Origin of the sequence: uncultured Campylobacter sp., from assembly GCF_938040115.1 — a bacterium.
Taxonomy (GTDB): Bacteria; Campylobacterota; Campylobacteria; order Campylobacterales; family Campylobacteraceae; genus Campylobacter_A.
In genome coordinates, this window is the sequence record NZ_CALHXD010000197.1 from 1 (window position 1) to 2,543 (window position 2,543).

Sequence of the window (2,543 nt, forward strand, 5' to 3'; positions counted from 1 at the left end):
TTTTTTGCCGTCTTTTTTATACGTGCCGTCGATGCGCGTGCGCCAGTCGGGCTTTTCTAAACGGCTCGCGTAAGTGCCGTCGTCGCGCAGATAAAAGGATATGTCGGTATTGGTGTTTATGAAGAACCACTTGCCTGCAAACACGCCCGTGCCTTTTTTGCTCGCTTTTGCGTCGCTATGCTTGACGCTAGGGTCTTTTTGGGGCTCTAAATTTGAGCTTGATTTGGCTTGCGCCTGATTTGAGCTAGCCTGCGCCGCGCGGCTTTTTTTAAAGGTAAACAAGACGCCGCCCGCGCTTTGTTCGTATTCGAGCGAGCCGTTTTTCAGCCTAAATTCGCCCGCATCGTTATCTAGCGCGTATCTGCCGCTGCCAAGGCTTTTGTAGCCGCTTTCTCCTGCACCCGTCTTGCACGTGCCGTCCGGATTTGCCGCTACGATACTGACTATGGCTTTGCCGCCTGCTATCTGGAAAAACGAATCCTCAAAGCACTTTTGGCCCGCCGTTTTAAACGTCTGCCCTTGTGCTGCGACCGAGTCGATCTCCCATCTGCCCTCTAGCTCGTCTGTGCTCAAATTTGAGCCGGTTGCCGTTGCCGCGGCTTTGTTTGCGGCTGCGTCTTTTTTGAATGAAAAAACGATAAATTTGCCGCCGTCTAAGGACTGTTTTACCTTTAGCGCGTCTTTTTCTAGCCAAAACTCGCCGATAGGACCCAGCGCGTATTTGTCCGCACCTATGCTTTTAAAGGCGTAGCTTGCCGCGCCGCTTTTGCACGCGCCGTCCTCGCCTACGGAGCTAAGGCCTAGCTTTGCCTCGCGGCCACTAACCTCGAAAAACGAATCCTCAAAGCACTTCTGCCCCGCCGTTTGCACCTCCTGCCCGTCTATGTTTGCCGAGACGATGCTCCATCTGCCCTCCAGCTCGCTAGCGCTTAAATTTAATCCGAGGCAAAGCACCGCGATGGTCGCAAAAAATTTAAATTTAGCCATATTTTTCCTTTTCGGTAAAATTTATGAAAAAACGGTGGCTGATTTTAGCATCTAAGGATAAATCTACGAGAATTTAAGCAATGAAAAACGAAAGCAAGCTTGGCTTTTTGCGGCGAATTTATCGTTTTGCGCCTATTTTAATCTCGCGGTTGGCGTAAATCGGCGCAAAAGCGTTTTGCAAAGCAGGCGTAGCGTACGAGTTTAATTTATATTTCGCAAAATCTCGGTACCTAGGCTAACTTAAGCCTTTGCATAGCGACTTAAATTTAAGCTAAAACGCACGGCGAGATATCTTTAATCGGCGCTAAAATTGCGCACGTCAGCGGCTAAAGCGTCTTTTTCAAAGTCTAAAAATACGCCTGTAAATCGCGTTGTCGATATCGCCGTCGTTCAAAAACTCCAAATAATCATTTCGCATCTCCTCGCTCATAGCGTAAAAAGGCGAGACGGGCAGCAGGCACTCAAATAGCGACACACCGCCGCAAAACGCGCTGCCGCCATCGCCGCCTTTAAAGTATATCGGCGCGCTTACAAGCTCGACCGGGTAAGGATCAAAGGCAATGAATAGCCCGAATAAATTGGGCTCAAATAGCGAAAATTCCGGATTTTCGGGCTGCTTAACGTGCGGTAACGCTACCTTGTCGGGATCAGGCTCGTCGCCAAAACGCCAAAGCGTGCGCGCCCCGCATCCGGCTAGATATTCCCATTCGTCCTGGCTGGGTAGGCTAAAGCCGTTCTTGCGTAAATTTGCCTCAAGCTCCTCGTGCGTGACGTCGTCAAACAAAAACGCGCGAATTTTACCGCCTTCGCGAACTAACTTTATCGTGCTCCAAACCGTCATTTCAGAAACGTCTTTGTCTTTACCGCGCGAAAAATCCTCTATCTCGTTTGCGTAAATTTTAAGCCTTTCGTCGCTTAAATCTACTTCGTACCAGCTAAGTTCGGCGGGTTTTCTTTCGGCTAGCATAGCGGGGATTTTGGCGCGGCGAAGCGGCGAGGTTTGCTTGGCTACGAATTCATGCAGGCTTTGATCCTCGGGACAAAAGTCGCATTGTTTTTTAATCTCTTTTGCCGAATTTTCATCTAAAACGGCAAAATCATCCCAGCCAAGCTCAGGCTCGTCCCCCGGGATAAAAACGAACTCGCTCCCCTCAAAGTCAAAAATGCCCGTCTCAAAGCTATGCTCGCCGCACGTAAATTTGCTTAAATTTAGAAATTTAAATTGCGGATATGCGGCGGATATTTTTAGCATCGCGTCTTGTTTTTCGTTGGAATTTAGCTTTTGAAATTCTGCTTTGTTCATCTTTTTCCCTTTTAAAATTTAACGCATTGTAGCGGACTAATCTAAAAAACGTTTAAATTTAGGCGAGCGGCGCGGCTAAACTCAGCTTTGAGCTAGACCGTAAGCGATAAAATAGATTCAAGTAAAAACTATTTGCGAGTTAAAAATAGGGCGAATTTAAAAATCAAAAAGAAGGATGCGAAGCGGTAAAATTAAAAAGAGCCCGGAGTCGGGCTCAAATTTTAGTGTAGGTCAGACCAGACTTTGCGTTTCC

General features: G+C 47.8%; 2 protein-coding genes. Both read right to left on the reverse strand.

The features are described from left to right. A partial coding sequence (locus Q0314_RS06805; RefSeq protein WP_298057723.1) for a hypothetical protein occupies positions 1 to 987 on the reverse strand: 987 nt, incomplete at its 3' end. A gap of 340 nt (positions 988 to 1,327) precedes the next feature. Then, positions 1,328 to 2,290, reverse strand: coding sequence for a hypothetical protein (locus Q0314_RS06810; protein ID WP_298057725.1), 963 nt, complete (start codon positions 2,288 to 2,290; stop codon positions 1,328 to 1,330). Positions 2,291 to 2,543 lie beyond the last annotated feature (253 nt).

Excerpts from the sequence above, each read along its gene's own strand:
- Q0314_RS06810 (WP_298057725.1), bottom strand. The coding sequence starts at position 2,290 with ATGAACAAAGCAGAATTTCAAAAGCTAAATTCCAACGAAAAACAAGAC.